The organism is Pseudomonas sp. K5002 (assembly GCF_013386655.1).
In the GTDB taxonomy this organism is placed as follows: Bacteria; Pseudomonadota; Gammaproteobacteria; order Pseudomonadales; family Pseudomonadaceae; genus Aquipseudomonas.
This window is the reverse complement of sequence record NZ_JACARK010001135.1, coordinates 1-2,941: the sequence shown is the minus strand read 5'-3', so window position 1 is coordinate 2,941 and position 2,941 is coordinate 1. Positions and strand designations below refer to the sequence as shown.

Sequence of the window (2,941 nt, the reverse complement as noted above, 5' to 3'; positions counted from 1 at the left end):
TGGCCGGTCGTTGATGCCCATGGTGCGGTCGCCCTGCACGTTACTGTGGCCACGCACCGGGCACAGGCCTGCGCCCGGGCGGCCGATGTTGCCGCGCAGCAGCATCAGGTTGGCGATTTCCTGGATGGTCGGCACCGAGTGGCGATGCTGGGTGATGCCCATCGCCCAGCACATGATCACGTTCTTGCCTTTGGCGTACATGCGCGCCGCTTGCTCGATCTCCACCAGGGTCAGGCCGGACTGCTCGACGATTTCATCCCATGAGGTGTCGTCGATCTTGCCCAGGTAATCCAGCACGTTGGCGGTGTGTTCGTTGAGGAAGTCGTGGTCGAACACGGCCTCCTTGCCTTCGGCCTGGGCCTGGCGTTCCCACAGCAGCAGGAACTTGGCCATGCCTCGCAGGATGGCCATGTCGCCTCCCAGCGCCGGGCGGAAGTAGGCGGTGTTGGTTGGCTTGTCGCCGTTGGTGAGCATTTCCAGCGGGTGTTGCGGGTGCTGGAAGCGTTCCAGGCCACGCTCTTTCAGCGGGTTGATGCACACCACCTGGGCGCCGCGTTTTACCGCTTCGCGCAGTGGCTCCAGCATGCGTGGGTGGTTGGTGCCGGGGTTCTGGCCCCAGACGAAAATCGCATCCGCATGCTCGAAGTCATCGAAGGTCACGGTGCCTTTGCCCACGCCCACGCTTTGCGCCAGGGCGACGCCGCTGGCTTCGTGGCACATGTTCGAGCAGTCCGGGAAGTTGTTGGTGCCGTAGGCGCGCACAAACAGTTGATACAGGTAAGCCGCTTCGTTGCTGGCCCGGCCCGAGGTATAGAACTCGGCCATGTCCGGGTTTGGCAGCGCATTGAGGTGCTTGCCGATCAAGTCGAAAGCCGATTCCCAGCTGATGGGTTTGTAACGGTCGGTTTCGGCGTCGTAGCTCATCGGCTCGGTCAGGCGGCCCTGATACTCAAGCCAGTAGTCGCTCTGCTCCAGCAGCGCGCTGACGCTGTGCTTGGCGAAGAATGCCGCGTCGACCCGGCGCTTGGTGGCTTCCCAGTTGACCGCCTTGGCGCCGTTCTCGCAGAACTTGACCATGCCGCTTTCCGGCGAGTCGCCCCAGGCGCAGCCCGGGCAGTCGAAGCCGCCGTTCTGGTTGGTCTTGAGCATCATGCGGATGTTTTTCAGCGCGTTGTCGCTGGTCAGCCAGGCTTGCGCCACGCTGATCAGTGCGCCCCAACCACCCGCCGGGCCTTTATAGGGCTTGTAGCGCGGGGTGGGTTTGTCGTCGGCTTGATGATGATTGCTCACGCTTGATTCTCCATCGCAGGGCTATAGACCCGCGGCGCACTTTTCTGCGGCAGGTGGATGAGATTGAGGTTGTGCCGGCGAGCCCATTGCAGGGCCAGGCCGGTAGGCGACGACAGGCTGACCAGGGTCTGGATGCCTGCACGCAGGACTTTCTGGATCAGTTCGAGGCTGCAGCGACTGGTAACAATCGCCAGGCCGCCGTCGGTCGGAATCTTTTGGCGGATCAGCGCACCGATCAGCTTGTCGAGGGCGTTATGCCGGCCGATGTCTTCACGGCCCAGCAGCAATTCGCCCTGGTTGTTCATGAACACCGCCGCATGCACCGCGCCGCTGTACTGGCCCAGCGGTTGGAACGCGCTGATGCGCTGGCGCAGGCCATCCAGCCATTCGGCAGGCGGCAACGGCGCGCCGGGCAACACCTTGAGGTTGGGCAGCGCCTGCTCCACGGCTTCTACGCCGCACAGCCCACAGCCACTGGTGCCGGCGAGTTGCCGGCGCTGCTGCTTCATATTCCAGAACGCGCGGCTGGAAATCTGCACCTGAGCGTATTGGGTCGAGCCCGAACCGCTGATTTTCAGGTCATAAATGTCGCTAACGTCTTCGATAATGCCGCTACCGATGCTGAATCCGACAATAAAGTCTTCAAGGTCGGTCGGCGTCACCAGCATCACCGCCTGGCTGATGTCGTTATAGGCAATCGCCAACGCGACTTCCTCGGCAAGCGCGGTGCTGGCCGATTCGGTGTGTTCGAGATTACAAAACTGGTAGCTCTGGCTGGCGGCGGGCGCGGGCGTTTCGAGGGCGGGCGCCGCGCAGACTGGGCGCTGGGCGTTCATTGGGCATTACCACCGGGAGTATTCAGCTGTAAGACTAGGCGCGACAAAGGGTCGCGTCTAATCGTCAGTACTGATCTACCGATAGATGCCGTCGATCAAGTCTCGATCAGCGATTTCTGGTATAGCGCAAAACACGCTTCCGCCAAGGCCGAACGGGGTGCACTGCGGCGCATGATCAACCCCAGGCGAGCCAAAGTGTGAGCGTCTTCAATGGGTTGCAGGCGCAGGTGCTCGGTGAGGGCGTCGAGGCCGCCGTCCAGTGGCATCACCGCGCAACACAGGCCGCCGTGCACCGCTTGTAACAATTGATGGACGGCATCGGTCTGCAACAGTGGCTGCGGGTTGAGGCCACGGCTGTGGAAATTGTGGTCGATGGACTGGCGAAAGTGCATGCCGCTGGTGAGCATGCCCAGGGGCAGTTCGATCAGCGCCTCCCAACTCAGGGGCTTGTCGCCGAAGCTGAAGAACCGTTGGTCGTACAGCAGGCCCATGCGGGTTTCGCCCAGGGCCAGGGAGTCGAAACGCTCGGCGTCCAGGCGCTCGAGGTACGACACACCGAGGTCCAGGCGGTTGCTGGCAAGTTGTTCAAGGATTTGCTCGGAGCTTAACGCGGACAACTCAAAGCGCAGGCTGGGGTGTTCCTTGTGCAGCTTCTGCATCAACGCCAGCGGATCGAAGCTCGACAACGGCACCACCCCCAGGCGCAACGTGCCTACCAGGTTGCCGCGACACGCAGCGGCCTCGGCCTGCAAGCCGTCATAGGCCGCCAGCACCGTGCGTGCCCAGGCCAGCACGCGTTCGCCGGGGGCGGTAAA

At 62.7% G+C, this 2,941-nt stretch carries 3 protein-coding genes; all 3 read right to left on the bottom strand.

The genetic code is table 11. The features are described from left to right. The coding region (locus HX846_RS34085) for a molybdopterin-dependent oxidoreductase (protein WP_178967138.1) at positions 1-1,290 on the bottom strand (1,290 nt) is incomplete at its 3' end. Next, positions 1,287-2,126, bottom strand: coding sequence for a formate dehydrogenase accessory sulfurtransferase FdhD (fdhD, locus tag HX846_RS34080; protein ID WP_008435774.1), 840 nt, complete (start codon positions 2,124-2,126; stop codon positions 1,287-1,289). The genes fdhD and HX846_RS34085, both read right to left, overlap by 4 nt. 95 nt (positions 2,127-2,221) lie before the next feature. Further along, the coding region (locus HX846_RS34075) for a substrate-binding domain-containing protein (RefSeq protein WP_178967137.1) at positions 2,222-2,941 on the bottom strand (720 nt) is incomplete at its 5' end.

Excerpts from the sequence above, each read along its gene's own strand:
- fdhD (WP_008435774.1), bottom strand. The coding sequence starts at position 2,126 with ATGAACGCCCAGCGCCCAGTCTGCGCGGCGCCCGCCCTCGAAACGCCC.